The organism is Altererythrobacter sp. MTPC7 (assembly GCF_042851395.1).
Classification (GTDB): Bacteria; Pseudomonadota; Alphaproteobacteria; order Sphingomonadales; family Sphingomonadaceae; genus CAJXSN01.
The window spans coordinates 247,909-264,829 of the sequence record NZ_BTGS01000001.1; the positions used below are offsets into that span (position 1 = coordinate 247,909).

At 64.5% G+C, this 16,921-nt stretch carries 17 protein-coding genes and 1 tRNA gene; 15 read left to right on the plus strand and 3 right to left on the minus strand.

The genetic code is table 11. The features are described 5' to 3' along the window. Nucleotides 1-6 precede the first annotated feature (6 nt). From gap to ACGHJ7_RS01250, 5 genes are read left to right on the plus strand one after another with little or no spacing between them, the layout of a single operon-like run. On the plus strand, nucleotides 7-1,011 hold the full coding sequence (gene gap, locus ACGHJ7_RS01230; RefSeq protein ID WP_390473902.1) for a type I glyceraldehyde-3-phosphate dehydrogenase: 1,005 nt from the start codon (nucleotides 7-9) through the stop codon (nucleotides 1,009-1,011). Then, complete coding sequence (locus ACGHJ7_RS01235; protein ID WP_390473904.1) at nucleotides 1,008-2,210, plus strand: phosphoglycerate kinase; 1,203 nt, start codon at nucleotides 1,008-1,010, stop codon at nucleotides 2,208-2,210. The genes gap and ACGHJ7_RS01235 overlap by 4 nt, the downstream gene beginning before the upstream one ends. After that, entirely contained in the window at nucleotides 2,207-2,653 is a 447-nt protein-coding gene (locus tag ACGHJ7_RS01240; protein ID WP_390473906.1) for a PaaI family thioesterase, read from the plus strand. The genes ACGHJ7_RS01235 and ACGHJ7_RS01240 overlap by 4 nt, the downstream gene beginning before the upstream one ends. A 7-nt stretch (nucleotides 2,654-2,660) precedes the next feature. After that, nucleotides 2,661-4,181 (plus strand): tryptophan halogenase family protein, encoded by a 1,521-nt coding sequence (locus ACGHJ7_RS01245; RefSeq protein WP_390473908.1) that lies wholly within the window; start codon nucleotides 2,661-2,663, stop codon nucleotides 4,179-4,181. Beyond that, nucleotides 4,178-5,641, plus strand: a complete 1,464-nt coding sequence (locus ACGHJ7_RS01250; RefSeq protein ID WP_390473910.1) for a tryptophan 7-halogenase — start codon at nucleotides 4,178-4,180, stop codon at nucleotides 5,639-5,641. Before ACGHJ7_RS01245 ends, ACGHJ7_RS01250 begins: the two co-directional genes overlap by 4 nt. 5 nt (nucleotides 5,642-5,646) lie before the next feature. On the opposite strand, the gene ACGHJ7_RS01255 is transcribed toward ACGHJ7_RS01250, so the two are convergent. Then, nucleotides 5,647-6,411, minus strand: a complete 765-nt coding sequence (locus ACGHJ7_RS01255; protein ID WP_390473912.1) for a flavodoxin family protein — start codon at nucleotides 6,409-6,411, stop codon at nucleotides 5,647-5,649. Nucleotides 6,412-6,562: 151 nt separating this feature from the next. Here ACGHJ7_RS01255 and ACGHJ7_RS01260 point away from each other — a divergent pair, with 151 nt between their 5' ends. Further along, nucleotides 6,563-7,459: a fructose bisphosphate aldolase gene (locus tag ACGHJ7_RS01260; RefSeq protein WP_390473914.1), complete on the plus strand. Its 897-nt coding sequence runs from the start codon at nucleotides 6,563-6,565 to the stop codon at nucleotides 7,457-7,459. A 7-nt stretch (nucleotides 7,460-7,466) separates the two neighbouring features. On the opposite strand, the gene ACGHJ7_RS01265 is transcribed toward ACGHJ7_RS01260, so the two are convergent. After that, the gene (locus ACGHJ7_RS01265; RefSeq protein WP_390473916.1) at nucleotides 7,467-7,889 is read right to left on the minus strand and encodes a hypothetical protein; all 423 of its coding nucleotides are present in this window, start codon (nucleotides 7,887-7,889) and stop codon (nucleotides 7,467-7,469) included. Between the two features lie 78 nt (nucleotides 7,890-7,967). Between ACGHJ7_RS01265 and thiE the strand changes: the two genes are divergently transcribed. From thiE to ACGHJ7_RS01280, 3 genes are read left to right on the plus strand one after another with little or no spacing between them, the layout of a single operon-like run. Further along, on the plus strand, nucleotides 7,968-8,603 hold the full coding sequence (gene thiE, locus ACGHJ7_RS01270) for a thiamine phosphate synthase (RefSeq protein ID WP_390473918.1): 636 nt from the start codon (nucleotides 7,968-7,970) through the stop codon (nucleotides 8,601-8,603). 56 nt (nucleotides 8,604-8,659) lie between these two features. Further along, nucleotides 8,660-9,949 carry a L,D-transpeptidase family protein gene (locus ACGHJ7_RS01275; protein ID WP_390473920.1) on the plus strand — a complete coding sequence of 430 codons (1,290 nt, stop codon included), beginning with the start codon at nucleotides 8,660-8,662 and terminating at the stop codon, nucleotides 9,947-9,949. A gap of 17 nt (nucleotides 9,950-9,966) precedes the next feature. Beyond that, the gene (locus ACGHJ7_RS01280) at nucleotides 9,967-10,677 is read left to right on the plus strand and encodes a M23 family metallopeptidase (RefSeq protein ID WP_390473922.1); all 711 of its coding nucleotides are present in this window, start codon (nucleotides 9,967-9,969) and stop codon (nucleotides 10,675-10,677) included. Nucleotides 10,678-10,699: 22 nt separating this feature from the next. Here the strand turns inward: ACGHJ7_RS01280 and ACGHJ7_RS01285 are convergent, their stop codons facing one another. Further along, complete coding sequence (locus ACGHJ7_RS01285) at nucleotides 10,700-11,092, minus strand: hypothetical protein (protein ID WP_390473923.1); 393 nt, start codon at nucleotides 11,090-11,092, stop codon at nucleotides 10,700-10,702. Nucleotides 11,093-11,222: 130 nt separating this feature from the next. Between ACGHJ7_RS01285 and efp the strand changes: the two genes are divergently transcribed. From efp to ACGHJ7_RS01315, 6 genes are all read left to right on the plus strand, one after another. Next, complete coding sequence (gene efp, locus ACGHJ7_RS01290; RefSeq protein WP_390473925.1) at nucleotides 11,223-11,786, plus strand: elongation factor P; 564 nt, start codon at nucleotides 11,223-11,225, stop codon at nucleotides 11,784-11,786. A 22-nt stretch (nucleotides 11,787-11,808) separates the two neighbouring features. Then, a complete protein-coding gene (locus ACGHJ7_RS01295; protein WP_390473927.1) occupies nucleotides 11,809-12,627 on the plus strand; it encodes an inositol monophosphatase family protein in 819 nt (272 codons plus the stop codon). A 30-nt stretch (nucleotides 12,628-12,657) separates the two neighbouring features. Next, nucleotides 12,658-12,742: transfer RNA gene (locus tag ACGHJ7_RS01300), tRNA-Leu, on the plus strand. Nucleotides 12,743-12,844: 102 nt separating this feature from the next. After that, nucleotides 12,845-13,435 carry a hypothetical protein gene (locus ACGHJ7_RS01305; RefSeq protein ID WP_390473929.1) on the plus strand — a complete coding sequence of 197 codons (591 nt, stop codon included), beginning with the start codon at nucleotides 12,845-12,847 and terminating at the stop codon, nucleotides 13,433-13,435. Nucleotides 13,436-13,518: 83 nt separating this feature from the next. Further along, nucleotides 13,519-15,318, plus strand: coding sequence for an SLC13 family permease (locus tag ACGHJ7_RS01310; protein ID WP_390473931.1), 1,800 nt, complete (start codon nucleotides 13,519-13,521; stop codon nucleotides 15,316-15,318). Between the two features lie 251 nt (nucleotides 15,319-15,569). Beyond that, the gene (locus ACGHJ7_RS01315) at nucleotides 15,570-16,910 is read left to right on the plus strand and encodes an amidohydrolase (protein ID WP_390473933.1); all 1,341 of its coding nucleotides are present in this window, start codon (nucleotides 15,570-15,572) and stop codon (nucleotides 16,908-16,910) included. Nucleotides 16,911-16,921: the final 11 nt, after the last annotated feature.

A 16,921-nucleotide genomic window follows, 5' to 3' on the forward strand; every position in this document is an offset into this window, starting at 1 on the left:
TTCATCATGGCTACCAAAGTCGCAATCAACGGTTTCGGCCGCATCGGACGCCTCGTGGCGCGCGCCCTGCTGGAGCGGGACGATCACGATCTCGAACTGGTCGCGATCAACGACCTCGCGGATACCAAGTCGAATGCCCTGCTGTTCGGCTTCGACTCGACCCATGGCCGGTTCCCCGGCACGATCGAGCACGGCGATGGCGAGATGACCGTCAACGGCAAGAAGATCGCCGTCACGTCGGAGCGCGAACCGGGCAATCTGCCGCACAAGGAAATGGGCATCGACCTGGTGCTGGAATGCACTGGTTTCTTCCAGAGCGACGAAGCCTGCCGCCCGCATCTGGAAGCAGGCGCGAAGAAGGTCCTGATCTCCGCCCCGGCCAAGGGCGTGTCGAAGACCGTCGTTTTCGGCGTAAACCAGGACACGCTGACGGCAGAGGACGTCATCGTCTCCAACGCCAGCTGCACCACTAACTGCCTGGCCCCCGTGGCCAAGGTGCTGAACGACACCGTCGGGATCGAGCGCGGTTTCATGACCACGATCCACAGCTACACCAACGACCAGCGGATGCTCGACCAGATGCATTCCGACATGCGCCGTGCACGCGGCGGGGCGCAGAACATGATCCCGACCACGACCGGCGCCGCCCGCGCGGTGGGCCTCGTCCTGCCGGAACTCAACGGCAAGCTCGATGGATCGAGCGTGCGTGTCCCGACCCCGAACGTGTCGCTGATCGACCTCGTCTTCACGCCCAGGCGCGACACCAGCGCAGAGGAACTGAACGCTGCGCTGGAGGCTGCGGCCGATGGCGCGATGAAGGGCGTTCTCGACTACACCGACCTGCCGCTGGTGTCGGGTGATTTCAATCACCACCCGGCCAGCTCGACCATCGACAGCTTGGAAACCAGCGTCATGGAGGGCAAGCTGGCCCGCGTCGTCAGCTGGTACGACAACGAATGGGGCTTCTCCAATCGCATGATCGACACCGCCGGGGTCATGGCCTCGCTGTGAGCAGTTTTCGCACCCTCGACGACTTGCCGGAGGATCTCTCCGGCAAGGTCGCGTTCGTCCGTGTCGATTTGAACCTGCCGATGCAGGACGGTTCGGCCACCGATGTCACCCGCGTGGAGGCGGCGAAGCCGACCATCCTGGAGCTGTCGGGCAAGGGTGCGAAAGTCCTGCTGCTGGCCCATTTCGGGCGGCCGAAGGGCCAGCGCAATTCCATGATGAGCACCAGCTTCGTGCAGGGCGACGTCGAGGAAGTGCTGGGCAAGGAAATCATGTTCGTGCCCGAGGTTTCGGGACCGGTGGTCGAGCAGTCGATCGGCATCCTTGGCGATGGCGATATCGGCCTTCTCGACAATGTGCGGTTCTGGCCGGGGGAGGAGGCAAACGACGCCGATTTCGCCAAGGCCATCGCCGCGCATGGCGATATCTACGTGAACGACGCGTTTTCCGCCGCGCACCGTGCCCATGCCTCCACCGAAGGGCTGGCACGCCTGCTGCCGGCCTATGCCGGCCGCGCCATGGAAGCCGAGCTGAAGGCGCTGGACGCCGCCCTCGGCAATCCCGAAACGCCGGTGGCCGCCGTCGTCGGCGGGGCGAAGGTTTCGACCAAGCTCGACGTGTTGCAAAACCTCGTCGGCAAGGTGCAGCACCTCATCATCGGCGGCGGCATGGCCAACACCTTCCTCGCCGCGCGCGGGGTCGATGTCGGCAAGTCGCTGTGCGAGCATGACCTGACCGCCACGGCGAACCAGATCATGGAAACTGCCGATCACGCGGGCTGCACGGTGCACCTGCCTTACGACGTGGTGGTGGCGAAGGAATTTGCCGCCAATCCCGCGTCCCTGCGAACCTGCAACGTCCACGAAGTCGCCGCGGGCGAGATGATCCTCGATATCGGTCCGCAGGCGACGGAGGCGCTGGCCGATGTGCTCAAGACGTGCCGCACGCTGGTCTGGAACGGACCGCTCGGCGCATTCGAGACGCAGCCCTTCGACGAAGCGACGGTGGCGCTTGCAAAGACTGCCGGCGCGCTGACGCAGGACGGTTCGCTCATTTCCGTGGCCGGCGGCGGCGATACCGTGGCGGCGCTCAACCATGCAGGTGTGGCGGATGATTTCACCTTCGTCTCCACCGCAGGCGGTGCGTTTCTCGAATGGATGGAAGGCAAGGACCTGCCGGGCGTCGCGGCGCTGAAAGCATGAGCGAAGCTGTTTTTCCCGGCGGTCACATCGCCGAAGACGGAGAGTTCGCTGGCTGGTCCTACTGGCAGGGCGATCCGTTCGAAACACGCAGCGGACCGTTCTATACGCAGCGCGAAGAGGACGGGAGCTTCGTGTGCGCCTTCCGCGCGGAAGAGCGGCACATGAACGGTGCAGGCTTCATGCATGGCGGCTGCCTGCTGACCTTCGCCGATTACGCGCTGTTTTCCATCGCGACCGACGAACTGGCTGGCGACATGGCAGTCACCATGAACCTGTCCGGGGATTTTCTCGATTCCGCGCAGAACGGGCAGCTGATCGAAGCGCGGGGCGAGGTGACGCGCGCCGGGGGGCGGACGATCTATGTCCGCGGTCTGGTGACGGCAGACGGAAAGTCCGTCCTCAGCTTTACCGGCATCATCGCAAAGGTGCGCAGGAAGGGATAATGTTCGGGTGACGAAGGGGCGGATCCGGCGTGTCGTGATCGTCGGCGGGGGAACCGCCGGATGGATGACGGCGGCAGGCCTGTCCCGCGCCCTCGGTCAGTCGGACCTGTCCATCACGCTGGTGGAATCCGATGCCATCGGAACCGTCGGCGTGGGCGAGGCGACCCTGCCGCAAATCCGCGACTTCAACCGCCTTGCCGGAATAGACGAGCGCGAGATGATGGCGCGCACGGCGGCCACCATCAAGCTGGGCATCGAGTTCTGCGACTGGGGCGAGCCGGGCACTCGCTACATCCACCCGTTCGGAACCTATGGCGAGGCCATCGGACCTGCACCGTTCCATCATTATTGGCTCGCGGAAATGGCGAACGGCAATGTGCGCGATTTCGGGGAATATTCGCTCCCCATCGTGGCGGCACGCGCAGGCCGCTTCGAACCGCCTGCCGAAGAGGAAGGGTTGGGCGCCTACAATTACGCGTTCCAGTTCGATGCCGGCCTGTATGCGGCATACCTGTCGGACGTGGCGCAGCGATCCGGTGTCCGGCGCCATGAGGGGCGGATCGTCGAGGTCGAAAGCGATGGCGAAACGGGCGAAGTGGCAGCCGTCGTCATGGAGACGGGGGAGCGGATCGAGGGCGATCTCTTCATCGACTGCTCCGGCTTTCGCGCATTGCTGATCGAGCAGGAATTGCAGACCGGCTTCGAAGACTGGAGCCATTGGCTGCCCTGCAACCGCGCCTGGGCGGTGCCGTGCGCGACAAGCGCGGAGACGGCGCCTTACACACGGGCGACGGCGCGCGAGGCCGGATGGCAATGGCGCATTCCGCTGCAGCACCGGGTGGGCAACGGGCACGTGTACTGCGACCGCTACATCAGCGATGATGCCGCGGCCGAAACCCTGCTCGCCAATCTCGAGGCCGAGCCTATCGCCGAGCCGCGCCAGCTGCGCTTCACGACCGGAAAGCGGCGGCGGATGTGGAGCCGCAATGTGGTTGCCATCGGCCTGTCGGGCGGTTTCCTGGAGCCTCTGGAATCGACCAGCATAGACCTGATCCAGAGCGGCATCCTGAACCTCGTGACGCTGTTTCCGGCGGGCGCGATCGACGAGGCGGACGTGTCGGAATACAACCGGCTGATGGACCTGGAATATGATCGCATCCGCGATTTCCTGATGCTGCATTATGTCCTGAACGCGCGCCATGGCCAGCGCTTCTGGGACGACATGCGGGAGATGGAGCTACCCGCCAGCCTCGCGGAAAAGATCGACGCGTTTCGGCAGCGCGGACTGACGCCGGACTATCAGGAAGGGTTGTTCCTGCAGCAAAGCTGGCTCTCGGTGTTCATCGGGCAGGGCGCCGTGCCGGAAGCCTTCGACCCTAGAGTGACATCGATGAGCGCATCCGATCGGCACGCGCGGATGGAGCGCATCCATTCCGCCATCGCGGGGCGGGCCGGGAGGCTGGAACCGCACCTCTCCTTCATCGGGAAATACGGAGCGGCCTATCGCGGGGAGGGTATCCGACGGTGACGGCCGCGCCTTCACAAACAGTCCGTTCCGTTTTGCTCGCCGGCTTACCGCGGGACGTATGGCCGGTTGCCGCGCTGCTTGCGCGCGAATTGCCCGAATGTACCGCGATGACCGTGGTCGTGGACAAAACGCCCGTGCCTCCGGCCGGCGCGGTCGTCCCGCTGGCCAGTCGCTATCACGAACGGTTGGGGCAGGATCTTGCGGCCTTCGTCCGGGATTGCGGGTCCATCCCTTCGCTCGGGAGCGTGCTGCAAGGTTTTGCGGGGGTGGGCCATTCGCTCGTCGTTGCGCCGTCGGGCGATTTGCCTGCCATTGCGGGAGCATCGCTGCACCAGTTCCTACCGCGCGCGCAAGCTGACGGGGGCAATGGCGCGGGCTTTCTTGCGGCCTTTGCGCCCTTTCGTTTCGCAGCCCGGGCGGCGGAGGCGGGCAAGTTCGCCTTGCCGGGCGACGGACCGAATTCGCCACTTGCCATGCTCGGCCCGCAAGTCGGTTTCGACCGCGATCGCTATGCTCTGATGCTGCGTGAGGGATGTGCCTGGCGATGCGAAGTGAAGTCGGGAACGGTCGCGGGCGGCGTGCTGGGACCGGACGGGCATGTGAAGTCCGTCGCTTTGGAAGGCGGCGAGGCAATCGAGGCGGATTTCTTCGTCGACTGCTCGGGCCGGATCGCTGCGTTGCTGGATGCCTCGCCGGAACGGATCGACAGCCCGGCTTCGATATTCGGCAAGATCACCTGCGCTGTGGAGCCACTTCGGGGCGACGCAACGCTCCCGACGTGGACGGCGGATGCTCACGGGATCGCAGCGCGCATTCCCACCGAGGACGGCGACATCGTTTCCTACCGGCACACCGGCGAGGTGGCGGACGAACACTTCTCGAACATTGCAGGCCCCGATGCGGTGACGCAGGACGCGCCAGCAGCGCCGGTTGCTGCGGCATGGCAGGGCAATTGCGTCCGGCTCGGCGAAGCGGTTGGCTCTCTGGGCAGCGCCTTGTGCGGGGATGCGGCGCTGCTCGCGGAAATGGCGCTCCATCTCGCCGAGTGCCTGCCAGCGCGAACGGCGATGGCGGCAGAGGCGAGGGCCTTCAATCGCAGGTATCGCGAAACCCTGGCGGCGCTCAGCGATTTCGCGAGTGCGCCCCTCCTTCTCAACAGGCGAAGCGAAGCGCCGTGGCAGTCCCTGGCACGCGGAGCCCCGTCCGCCACGCTGGGCACACGCATCGAGCAGTTTGCCAGCCGGGGACATATCCCCTCGTTCGAGCGGGAATATGCCGACCGGCAGACCTGGACCGAGATGCTGGCAGGGCTGGGTATCAGGCCCAAAACCTATGATCGCCGCGTAGACACCGTTCCGGAGCAGCAGGCAGGACAGATCCTCCTGACGATACGGCGACAGCTGGAAACCTCGCTCGCCGCCATGACGTCACGCGATGCCTATCTGGCGCAGCTCGGCTAGCGCCCTCAATTGCGGCGATGTTCCGGGTTGGGCCATCCCGGCTTGCTCCCGTCGTCCCATTCGCTGCGAACGTTGCCGACCGGCGGGTAACCGCCAGCGTCTTTCAGCATGCGCGCTGCATGGAGCAGGTTGAACGCCATGAAAGTGGTGTTGCGCTGGGTGAATTCGTTGTCGAAACCGGCGCGGCTGCCATCGTCCTGCTCGTCGCCATAGGACGGCCCCGGTCCCGCTTCGCCGATCCATCCGCAATCGGCCTGCGGCGGAATGGTCATGCCGACATGCTGCATCGAATACAGCACGCTCATCCCGACATGCTTTATGCCGTCCTCGTTGCCGGTCACCACGCAGCCGCCGACCTTGCCATAGAAGGCATATTGCCCGGCATCGTTGGTCTGCCCCGAATGGGCGTAGAGTTTCTCGATGAAGGACTGCGCGACCGAACTTTTCTGGCCCAGCCAGATCGGCGTGCCGAGGACCACGATGTCGGCATCGAAAACGTCGGGCGAGAGCCTGGGCCAGTCGTCTTCCGGCCAGCCGTGCTCGGTCATGTCCGGATAGACGCCCGGCGCCAGCCTGTAGTCGGTCAGGCGATGCCGCTTCACCGCGACGCGCTGCGTTTCGAAGATCTCGGCCACGACGTCCAGCAACGTATCGGTGTGCGAGGCTTTTCCGGGCGGCTTCAGCGTGGCGTTGAACAGGACGGCCTTCAGGTCCGAAAAATCGATCTCGCTCCCTTCGCAGATGGAGGTCTGGGTATCGTTGAGGGCCATGCTGTGTCCTTTCGTGAAGCAGCCGAAATGCGGTGGCTGAGGGCGCCTGTGCGCAGGGTATGTTGCGGGACCTCGAATGCGTGGCTAAGGCGCTGGCGCTGCATTCGTATGCAACCCAGTCCTGACACCTGATAGCCCGAGGAACCCACCGATGAATTTCGACGAGATGAAAGCCAAGATTGCCGCAGGCGACGGCTTTATTGCAGCGCTTGACCAGTCCGGTGGTTCCACGCCCAAGGCGCTTGCCGGTTACGGCGTCGGCGAGGACGAATGGTCGGGCGACGAGGAAATGTTCGCCAAGATCCACGAAATGCGCTGCCGCATCGTGGAAAGCAACGCATTCACCGGCGACAAGGTCGTGGGCGCGATCCTGTTCGAAAAGACGATGGAAGGCTGCAACCCCGAAGGCATGCCGATCCCCGAACGCCTTGCCGGCAAGGGCATCGTTCCGTTCCTGAAAGTCGACAAGGGGATGCACGATACCGAAAACGGTGTGCAGCTGATGAAGGAAATGCCCGAACTCGACGCCAATTGCGCGCGGGCGAAGGAACTGGGCGTCTTCGGCACGAAAATGCGCAGCGTCATTCACGAGGCGGACGAGAGGGGCATTTCCGACAATGTCCGCCAGCAGATGGATTTCGGCCTCCAGATCCTGAGCAACGGCCTGGTCCCCATCCTCGAGCCGGAAGTGAGCCTGAAGAGCGAGAGCCGCCCGCAGGCCGAAGCCCTGTTGCTGGCCGCCATGCTCGACGAACTGAACCGCGTGCCCGAAGGTCAGCAGGTGATGCTGAAGCTGACCATTCCCAGCCAGCCCGACCTCTACAAGCCGCTGACCGAACATCCCAAGGTCCTGCGCGTCGTGGCGCTTTCGGGCGGGTATTCGCGCGACGAAGCCTGCACCGAACTGGCCAAGAACCACGGCATGATCGCCAGCTTCAGCCGCGCCCTGCTGCAGGAACTGCGTGCCCAGATGGACGAGGCCCGCTTCGACGAAGCGCTCGAGAACGCGATCGACGCCATTTATACAGCGAGCAAGCAGCCGAGCTGACTTGGCTTCAGGAGCCCGTAAACGCGAAGCGGTATCGCGTTTCGTCGGGCTCCGATTCCGTTGTCCGTTCGGGCGTTGCACTGACGAGGCGCACGGGAACACCGTGCGTCTCGTAAAGCTCGCCCAGCGTCAGATTCGTCGTATCGCGCCAGCCGTCGCCGTCGATCTGTGTCCGCACGATGACCCGTCCGGCCCAGACGCACCGCGCATTGACCGGGCAGCGGCTGTCCTCGACCAGCTTGCGAGGCGTAACGACGACGCTTCCGACCTGGACCGGGCGCCCGATGCCGACCTGGTATCCCTCAGGCGCGGCGGCCAGCGGCACCTGTCCACCATCCGGAATTACGGCACATCCTCCGAGCGAAAGCAAAGCGGCCAGGGCAAGAGCGAGAGCGGGGGCAACAACGGGGGAAGGGGCGCTTTTCTTCATGACCGCGAAACTGCTCCGGCCCCCATTGCCGCCACGTGAATGGTGACGCGCGCACTTTCGCTCGTTAGGGCGCGGGCCATGTCCGAAGAACGCGAACCCTGCCAGCTCTACCTCATCTCCCCGCTCGAAACCGGGGGGGACTTTCCCGACCGGTTGGAACGGGCGCTGGAGGCCGGACAGGACATCGCGACCGCGTTCCAGTTCCGGGTGAAGGGGCTGGACCAGCATGAGGCGGCGTCTCTGGCGGCTCCGCTGCAGGAAATCTGTTCCGCGCGCGACGTGGCATTCATCGTCAATGACAGCGTGCCGCTGGCGAAAAGGCTGGGCGCGGACGGGGTGCATCTGGGGCAGGGCGATGGCGACCCGAAGGAGGCGCGCGAAGTGCTGGGCCGCGAGGCGCAGATCGGCGTGACCTGCCATGACAGCCGCCACCTCGCGATGGAAGCGGGCGAGGCCGGGGCGGATTATGTGGCCTTCGGGGCCTTCTTTCCCAGCACGACGAAGCAGAGCGACCACCGGCCGGAACCCGAATTGCTGGAATGGTGGAGCGGCCTGTTCGAAATTCCCTGTGTGGCGATCGGCGGCATCACGCCGGACAATGGCAAGCCCCTGGTGGATGCCGGGGCCGACTTCCTCGCGGTATCGGGCGGCATCTGGGGCGGGGACGAGGTCGAGGCGATGAAAGCGTTCGCCGCGATTTTGCGTGACAAGTAGCGGACATATTTCGCTTCTCACGCGTTGGGTACGCATATCTTCATCGGAGAATTTCCATGCGCACCCTGACTATCCGCCCGCTCCTGGCCGCCGTTTCGATCCTCGCCCTGACAGCTTGCGGGCTGGAAGGCACGGACAGCCAGGAACAGGAAACGGCTCAGACCTCGTCCGATACGCCCGACGATTACGGCTACCAGACCTATAGCGACGACAATCTCGCCGACAGCATGGCGTCGAATGACGACGCGGCAAACAATACCCCAACCCGCTCCGGCGAAAGCGTGTCGGGCGATGCCAGCAATATGGGCGCGGATAATGCCATACCCGACAGGGAGGAACGCCCCACCATGCAATTGCAGGTCGTGCTGGACCGCCAGGGCTTCGGCCCCGGCGTCGTTGATGGCAAGATGGGTATGAGCACGCGCCACGCGCTGAGCGGGTTCCAGGAAGCCAACGACCTCGAAGTAACCGGGGAACATGACGAGGCGACGAAGGAAGCGCTGGCGCAGTATGACGGCATTGCTGCCACGCGGATCGTGACCATCCCGGACGACTGGGGCGATCTTGAATTTACCGACATGCCTGAAAGCACGGCCGACAAGGCGGAAATGGAAAGGCTGGGCTACACCTCGCTCGACGAGAAGCTGGCCGAGCGATTCCATACGACCGTTGCCGTGCTCAAGGAACTGAACCCCGGCGGGAAGCCTGCTGGCATGGAAAGCGATGCGGGCGACGGCGCGGGTGAAGCCACCTCGCCTGATGGCGAAGACGCGTCTTCCGGAGAAGGATCCGCCGATACCTCAAAGTCGTTTTTCGCCGCAGGCCAGCAGATCCGCGTTCCCAATGTCGGGGCCGACCGGATCGAGCCGGGAGCGATACAGGATCGCGGATGGCAGATGACGCTCGCAAGCCTCGGCGTGGGAACCGAACAGCCGCAGGTCGACCGCATCGTCGTCAGCAAGGAAGGCCAGACGCTGAAGGCCTATCAGGGCGAGAAGCTGGTAGCGATCTTCACCGTCAGCTCTGGCTCGTCGGAATTCCCCCTGCCGCTGGGCGAATGGGACATCGTGGGCGAGGCGTACAACCCGCCCTATTCCTACGACCCCGAAGTGCTGGGTAATGACGACCCCGACGGGAAGACCTACACGCTCCCGCCCGGGCCGAACGGTCCCGTCGGCATCGTGTGGATCGACCTGAGCAAGGAACATTACGGCATCCACGGCACGCCGGAGCCGGAAACCATCGGCCGCGCGCAGAGCAGCGGGTGTGTCCGCCTGACGAACTGGGATGCTGCGCGCCTGGCGCAGATGGTCGATACCGAAACGCAGGTGATTTTCGAGGCATGATGGGCTAGGCTGCCGGCATGAAGTTTCTCGACCGCCTGCTGACCATCGTGGTCACCGCCACCCTGACATCGGCCGTGTGGATTGTTGCAGGCGGCAGCCTGATCGAGAATGCGACCGGTTCCAGCCAGCGCGATACTGTCCGCCCGGCAGAGGCAGCGCCCAGTCCTTCGGCCACCGACACCTCTGCAGGGGTCGATCCTGCAGACGGCGGCGTAGGGGATGACGGGGTGGCGCCACCACTGGGCGGGAACGACGTGTCGACGCCTTCGGCAGAGGAGCGGGCGCAATTGCTCGTGCCCGTGCTCAATGTCCGCCCCTCCGACCTCAGCGATACCTATAGCGACGAGCGTGCCGGCGGGGAGCGGCTGCACGAGGCGATCGACATCATGGCGCCCGAAGGCACCTCGGTTATCGCGGCGGCCGCGGGCGAGGTGGAAAAACTGTTCCGGTCCGATGCCGGCGGGCTGACGATCTATGTCCGCTCGGGCGACCGGCAGACGATCCATTATTACGCCCACCTGTCGGAATATGCGCCCGGCCTTCGCGAAGGGATGCGTATTCGTCGGGGACAGCGTCTGGGTTCTGTCGGCAGCACAGGCAATGCCGATCCCGAGGCACCTCATTTGCATTTTGCCATCCTGCGCACGACGTCGGATGCCGAGTGGTGGGAACCGGCCAACGCGGTCAATCCCTATCCGCTACTGGCGGATCGCGAACGCGCGGAGTGACGCCGCAGCGACGGTCCGGCGCCTAGCGCTGGGTCCGCACGCAGCGCAGCCTGCCGGGGGAACCGTCCGCGTTCATTTCCTGCAGCATGCTGGGGCCGCGGCGCAGGAACTTCGCGCCTTTCAGCGGCCCCCGCGTGAATGTCACGGTGCGGTCGGTCGCCAGATAGGTCCCGCTGCCGCGTGTGGAAAAATAGCTCGACGCATTGCCGATGGCGAAGTCCTTCTCGCGTACGGGCACCCATGCCGCACCGTCCGCGCTGCCGGGCAGGGAGCACCGGTACTGGCCAAGCGGCAGGGTCTCCAGCCGGCCCTCCGCCTGCGCCATCGCCTGCGTGCCGCCGGACGTCGCGGATGCCACGCAGACTAGCGTGCCGAGCGCGAGTGCGCCGAGCTTCGGGCGGATGCTCCTGAACATGGTTCGTGTTCCTATCATCTGACGCGCCATACCGCCACACTCCTTGCCGCCGGCTTACCAAGCGGCTAAGCGCAGGCCATGTTCCGGCGGGCCTTCCACGGCCTCGTCGCCATTCCCAAGAGGCAAACCCATGAAAATCAGCGGCGTGGACATCCGTCCCGGCAACATCATCGAATATGAAAAAGGCATCTGGAAAGTTGCCAAGATCCAGCACACCCAGCCGGGCAAGGGCGGGGCGTACATGCAGGTCGAGATGAAGAACCTGCAGGATGGCCGCAAGACCAATGTCCGCTTCCGCAGCGCCGACACGGTGGAGAAGGTGCGTCTGGAAACGCAGGAATACCAATTCCTGTACGAAGACGGCGACATGCTGGTCTTCATGGACCAGAACACGTTCGAACAGATCAACCTGCCGAGCGACCTGCTGGGCGATGCCCGCCCGTTCCTGACCGACGGCATGACCGTGACGCTGGAACTGTGGGAGGAAAAGCCGATCTCCGTCGCGCTGCCCGAACAGGTCGAGGCAACCATCGTCGAGGCGGATGCCGTGGTGAAGGGGCAGACCGCTTCCTCCAGCTACAAGCCCGCCGTGCTCGAGAACGGCGTGCGCGTGATGGTCCCGCCGCATATCGAGAGCGGCACGCGGATCGTCGTCGACGTCTACGAACAGACCTATGTCGGTAAGGCGAGCTGAGCGCATTTAGAAGGTTTCTGGCATGTCTATGTATTCAGGCCTGATCCGCGTCATGGAACGCGCCGCGCGAAAGGCCGGTGGCAAGCTGCGCCGCGATTTCGGCGAGGTCGAGCACCTGCAGGTGAGCCGCAAGGGCCCGGCCGATTTCGTGTCCAAGGCCGACCGGATTGCCGAGCGCACGCTGTATGACGAACTGATCGCGGCGCGGCCCGACTGGGGTTTCGTGCTGGAAGAAGGCGGCATCATCGAAGGCGACCCGGACAAGCCGCGCTGGATCGTCGACCCGCTCGACGGGACGAGCAACTTCCTCCACGCCATCCCGCATTTCGCGATCTCCATCGCGGTGCAGGAGCCCAAGCTCGGCGGCGGCGGATGGGGCGATGTGACCGCCGGGGTCATCTACCAGCCGATCCTCGACGAAACCTACTGGGCGGAAAAATCGCGCGGCGCATGGCTGCATGACGGGCGCCTTCGGGTGTCTTCGCGCCGCAGCCTGCCCGACGCGCTGATCGCAACCGGCATCCCGTTCCAGGGCCATGGCGACTTTGCCGAATGGGGCCGCATCTTCGGTGCCATCGGTCCCGAGGTCGCAGGTATCCGCCGCTTCGGCGCAGCCTCGCTCGACCTCGCCTGGCTTGCTGCCGGACGCTTCGACGGGTTCTGGGAAAGCGGTCTGAACGACTGGGATACTGCCGCTGGTTGCCTGCTGGTGCGCGAGGCGGGCGGGTTCGTGTCCGATTTCCGCGGCCGTTCGCAGCCGATCCATTCGAAGCAGGTGCTGGCAGCCAATGACGCGCTGCATTCCCGCCTGCACAAACTCTTGGCAAATGCGCTGAAGTAACGCTATCCGCGCGGCCTGCCTCGCAGGCGTGCCCCTGTGGTGGAATTGGTAGACGCGCTCGACTCAAAATCGAGTTCCTTACGGAGTGCCGGTTCGACTCCGGCCAGGGGCACCACCCTTTTCAAAAATTTGGCGATCCGGCTGTAACCTTGCCCGATCCGCTGGCGAAACAGCCCCGGACACCGCCTGCGCTTTGCGGGCGCAAGGGGATACCAGCATGATTTTCACCATTCGCCGAGCGGCCGTGATCGTGGCAGCCGCGCTGTTCACAGCCGTCCTGTCGCAGGTGTTCTACATCACGATCGTCTCGAACACAGAGGGCGAGACGCTGCGCCGCATCACGTGGATGACGGAAATGGCGCTGTTCACCATCCCCGCGACCGTGGGCATCGTGCTGGCGGCAAAGGACCGGGCCCATCCGCTGGCATGGGCGGCCATCGCGGTCGGCGGCATGGTCAACCTGATCCAGGTCGCCATGGGGCTCGCCATGTTCGGACCTGCGCGAGAGGCCGCGGATGCAGCCGTCTTCCAGACCGTACTGCAGGGTGCCTTCTTCCTCTATTTCCACGGCAAGGCGATGTTCGGCCTCGCAGCTATCGGTTTCGGCATTGCAGCCCTTCGCGGCGGCGCGATTGCCAAGGGGCTGGGTATCGCCGGCATCCTGTCGGGCGGCGCGGCCGCGATCCTGTGCCTGCTGGGCATGGCGGACGGCATGGCGTGGGTCCAGCCGGCAGGCGCAGCCGGAACGCTGGCTACGGCCATGCTTGCTCTGCTGATCGTTTTCACCGGGCGCGGTCAGGCGGAATGAAGGGATAGATCGGGAGCCAAGTTCCGGCGAAAGATTAAAAGACTTGCGCTCAGGCATCCCGGATGGGAGTCGGGGCGCACGCCATGATACCCCCACCATCACCGCATGCGATTGCAGCCATGGCCGTCACGGTGGCCATGTTCATCGGCTTTGCCCGCAACAAGCTCAGCATCGAGATCATTTCGCTGCTGACGATCGCGGTCATCGCGGTGGGCCTCTATTTCTTCCCGCTGGAAGGGAACGACCCGACCGATGGCCTGGTCCTCGCCTTCGCAGGCTTCGGCCATTACGCGCTGATCACGATCTGCGCGCTGATGATCATGGGGCGGGGACTCGTGGTGACCGGCGCACTGGAACCGGCGGCGCGGTTCCTGGAAAGCGTGTTCCGCTACAATCTCCAGCTTGGCCTGCTGCTGTCGCTGGTGATTGCATTCGTGCTGTCTATGGGCGTCAACAATACGCCCGTCCTGGTCCTGCTGATGCCGATCTTCGTCGCGCTGGCGCATCGCGGCGCGTTGCCTGCCTCCAAGACGCTGATCCCGCTCAACGCCGCATCCCTGATCGGCGGGGTGGCCACCACGATCGGCACCTCGACCAATATCCTCGTCGTTTCGATCGCAGTGGACCTTGGCATGCCGCGCATGGGCGTGTTTCACTTCACGCCGATCGTGCTGGTCGCAGGCGCCATTGCGCTGCCTTATCTCTGGCTGGTGATGCCACGCCTGCTGGGCGACAATCGGGTGGAGAAGAACCACGCGGAGCGCCGCTTCATGGCCCGCCTCCGGATCGAGGAAGATAGCCCGCTGAGGGGGCAGGACGCAGCCGACATACAGGCGAACCTGCCCGACGGGGTCGATTTCGTGGACCCGCCCTCAGGTCCGCTTGAGGCGCAGCAACGCCTGCTGCTGTCGGGCACGCATGAAGGCCTGGAATCCGCCATGCGGATGCTGGACAGCGAAGTCGCGCCTGCCTGGGTGCTCGACCGTATCCGGCGCCAGTCCACGTCGCTTTCGCAGGATATCGCTGTGGTGGAGATGGCGGTAACCGCCGACAGCCGCCTGATTACGCGCACCCTGCCAAGTTCCGGCATCGCCGATCTTTACGGCGTGGCCGTTCTGGGCATCCACCGGCCCGAAAGGCTGGTCGCCGAAAAGACCGTCTATAGCGAAGGCGGCGATTTGCGGATCGCGGAAGGCGACGTGATGCTCGTCATGGGCCTGCCGGAAGACCTGGAGGAGTTCTCCCGCACCGACAGCCTGCTGATGCTGGAAGGCATGCGGGAACTTCCCCGCCGGTCAAAAGCGGTTCTGGCGGCGGCCATCATGGGCGGTTCGGTCGGGCTGGCCTCCATGGGCCTGATCCCGATCGCGATCGCGGCGCTGGCCGGATCGATCCTGATGTTCCTGACCGGCTGCGTGAAGTTCGATCGCGTGGGCAGGGCCCTGTCCGGGCAGGTCATAGTGCTGATCGCCGCCAGCATCGCGCTGGGACGGATCATCGACGAAAGCGGCGCCGCCGAATGGCTCGGCCTCGTGCTGGCCTATGGCCTGCAATATCTGACACCGGCCCTGGTGCTTGCGGCAGTGATGCTGTTCGTGACGGTGCTGACGAATTTCGCCTCCAACGCGACGGCAGCGACCGTGGGCACGCCCATCGCCTTCAGCGTGGCAAACCAGCTGGGCATTCCGGCGGAACCGATGGTGCTGGCGGTGCTGTTCGGGTGCAACCTTTGCTATGCGACGCCCATCGCGTACCAGACCAATATGCTGATCATGTCGGAGGGTTCGTACGAGTTCAAAGACTACATCAAGACCGGCGTTCCGCTGGTCCTGCTGATGGTCACGACGCTCTCTTTCCTGCTGGTGGTCACCTACAATATCTGAGGCGATTGGCGGCTATGTAGCCGCCGCGCGCATCGCGGGGCTTTCCTACAGGCAGGCAATCTGCCACCTTCACTCCATCGGGACGCCCGGGGTGTTTTCCTTCCTTCCACGCGCGATGTGTCAACTTCGCTCAGAGGCCGGGAAAGGACGGAAATACAAGGCGTCGACGGCATAAATGGCCTTGGGGCCGAACGGCGCAAGTGTGTTCTTTGTCAACTTCGCACACGCTCGCCGGAAGAGGGGAAACGACGATGAACCGCATGACACGTTGGACGATCGGCGCCGCGGCGGCAGCGCTTCTGGCGGCAGGCCCTGCGGCCGCGCAGGACGATACGCTGCGCAGCGATCTGGCCGCCGACATGCCGGGACTGATGGAGCTTTACCGCGACCTGCACGCCAATCCCGAACTCAGTTTCGAAGAGGTGGAGACGGCAGCGAAACTTGCCGCGCGGATGCGGGCCATGGGGTTCGAAGTGACCGAAGGTGTGGGCAAGACAGGCGTGGTCGCCATGATGCGCAATGGCGATGGGCCGATGGTCATGCTTCGCGCCGACATGGACGGCCTGCCCGTCAAGGAACAGACGGGTTTGCCCTATGCATCGAAGCAGGTCGCCATTCCCGCCTCGGGCGTGGAAACGGGCGTCATGCATGCCTGCGGCCACGACACACACATGACGGGCTGGATCGGCGCGGCGCAATTGCTGGTCGATCGCAAGGACGAATGGTCGGGCACGCTGATGATGATTGCCCAGCCGGCAGAGGAGATCGGCGAGGGCGCGCCTGCCATGCTGGATGACGGTCTCTACCAGCGTTTCGGCACGCCCGATTACGCCATCGCCTTTCACGACGCGGCCCAGTTTCCGGCAGGCATGATCGGCTATTCGCCGGGCTTCGCGCTGGCCAATGTGGACAGCGTGGACATCACCGTTCCGGGGATCGGTGGACACGGCGCCTATCCGCACACGACGAAAGACCCCATCGTCCTTGCCAGTGCGATCGTCATGAAGCTGCAGACGCTGGTGAGCCGCGAAAGCTCACCGCTCGATCCTGCCGTCGTCACTGTCGGCAGCTTCCATGCAGGTGCGAAGCACAACATCATTTCCGACGAGGCGAAACTGCAACTGACCGTCCGCAGCTATTCGGACGAATCGCGCAAGGCGCTGCTGGACGGGATTGCCCGTATTGCGCGCGGCGAGGCGATGGCGGCGGGAATGCCGGAGGACAAGATGCCCACCGTCTCGGTCGCGGACCAGTACACGCCTGCCACCTTCAACGATCCGGACTTTACCGAGACAATCATGGCAGGATTCGCGGCGCGGTTCGGGGAAGACCGGGTGCAGCAGGTCCCCAGCGTCATGGGCGGGGAGGATTTCGGCCAGTTCCGCCGCTACGCACCGGAGGAAGTGCAATCGCTGATTTTCTGGGTCGGCGGCGTGCCGCAGGAAGAATTCGACGCGGCGCAGAGCGGGGAAGGGACGCTGCCCTCGCTTCATAGCCCCTTCTGGGCACCCGACGCCGAAAAGGTGATTGCCACCGCCGCGGAAGCGCTCGCCGATGCAACCCTGAGATTGATGCCCGCTGGCGGAGAATAACGCCCGGTCAG